This window comes from Motilibacter deserti (assembly GCF_011250635.1).
In the GTDB taxonomy this organism is placed as follows: domain Bacteria; phylum Actinomycetota; class Actinomycetes; order Motilibacterales; family Motilibacteraceae; genus Motilibacter_A; species Motilibacter_A deserti.
Window position 1 is genome coordinate 1 of sequence record NZ_JAANNP010000206.1, and the last position, 1,951, is coordinate 1,951.

General features: G+C 77.4%; 1 protein-coding gene. It reads left to right on the top strand.

Annotation, left to right across the window (positions count from 1 at the left end):
- Nucleotides 1-14: 14 nt before the first annotated feature.
- The coding region (locus tag G9H71_RS22415) for an AMP-binding protein (protein WP_166284968.1) at nucleotides 15-1,951 on the top strand (1,937 nt) is incomplete at its 3' end.

The following is a 1,951-nucleotide window of genomic DNA, read 5'->3' on the forward strand; positions in this document are numbered from 1 at the left end:
TCTACACCGCCGAGGTGGAGGCCACACCGCTCCCGCTCGCGCCGTTCGGCGCGTTGTCCGACCTGCTCGCCGGGGAGGACGCCTACCGGGGCTCGGAGCGGCACGACGCGGACGCCGCGTACTGGCGGAGCCTGCTCGCGGACCGCCCCGAGCCCGGCACGCTCGCCGCCGCGGAGCCGGCCCTGCCCCGCGCGCTCACGAGCGGCTCGACCGCCCTGCCCCCCGAGGCCGCCGCCGAGCTGCGCGCCGCCGCCGCGGACGCCGGAGCGAGCTGGCCCGCGGTGGTCCTCGCCGCCGTCGCGCTCTACCTGTCGCGGCTCACCGGCCAGGACGACGTCGTGCTGGGCCTGCCCGTGACCGCACGCCGCACCGCGGCCGAGCGGAGCGTGCCCGCCATGGTGTCCAACGTCGTCCCGCTCCGCATCGCCCCCCGGCCCGGGCTGACGGTGCGCGAGCTCGTGCGGCACACGTCCGAGCGGCTGCACGCGGCCCTGCGCCACCAGCGCTACCGCCTGGAGGAGCTGCGCCGGGACCTCGGCCTGCTCGCCGACGGCGCCCGGCTGCTCGGGCCGTACGTCAACCTCGTGCCGCTGGAGAACACGCTCCGGTTCGGCGCGGCCACGTGCACCGTGCGCAACCTCGCCGGCGGCCCGGTCGACGACTTCGCCCTCGTCCTCGACGGGCGCGCCGGCGGCGGGCTGCGCCTGCAGCTCGACGCCAACGCCGACCTCTACACGCCCGCGGACGTCGACGCCCACCTCGCACGCCTCGCCGCCCTGATCCGGCAGCTCGCCGAGGCCCCCGACCGTCTCGTCGGCCGGGTCGGGCTCGTCGAGCCCGCCGAGCTCGCCCGGCTCGCCACCTGGAACGACACGTCCCGGCCCGTCCCGCCCGCGACGCTGCCCGCGCTCCTCGAGCGCCAGGCCGCGCGCACGCCCGACGCCCCCGCCGTCGTCGCCGGCGACGAGACGCTGACCTACGCCGAGCTGCACGGCCGGGCGAACGCGCTGGCCCGGCTGCTCGTCCGGCACGGTGCACGCCCCGAGCAGTACGTCGCGCTGCTGCTGCCCCGCGGCGCCGACATGATCGTCGCGCTGCTCGCGGTCCTCAAGTCGGGCGCGGCGTACCTCCCGCTCGACCCGGACTACCCGCCCGCACGGCTCGCCGCGATGGTGGCCGACGCGGCGCCGCCGCTGGTGGTCACGACCTCAGAGGCCGCCAGCGTGCTCGAGACGCCCGCCGACGGCCCGCTGACGCTCGTCCTCGACAGCCCCGCCGTGCAGGGCGAGCTCGCTGGCCTGGCGCAGTCGGACCTCACCGACGCCGACCGCGCGGAGCCGCTGCTGCCGGGCTCGCCCGCGTACGTGATCTACACGTCCGGCTCGACGGGCCGGCCCAAGGGCGTGGTGGTCGCCCAGCAGAGCGTCGTGGACATGGCCGCCTGGGCCGTCGACGCCTTCGGGCCTGACCGGCTCGCGCGGGTGCTCGCCTCCACGTCGCTCTGCTTCGACGTGTCCGTGTTCGAGATGTTCGGGCCGCTCGCGTGCGGCGGGAGCATCGAAGTGGTCCGCAACGTGCTCGCGCTCGCGGAGCAGCCGGGCCGGCACTGGGACGTGACGCTGGTGAGCGCGGTGCCGTCCGCGTTCGCCCAGGTGCTCGCCGCGGGGGCCGTCGACGCCGCGCCCGGCAGCGTCGTGCTCGCCGGCGAGGCGCTGTCGGCGCACGCCGTGCGCGAGATCAGCGCCGCCCTGCCGGGCGCCGAGCTGGCCAACATCTACGGCCCGACCGAGGCCACGGTCTACGCGACCGCCTGGTACGCGTCGCCCGGCACTGCCGAGGGCGCGCCCCCCATCGGCGGGCCGTTGGAGAACACCCGGACGTACGTCCTCGACGCGCATCTGCGCCAGGTGCCGCCCGGGACCGCCGGCGAGCTGTACCTCGCCGGGACCGG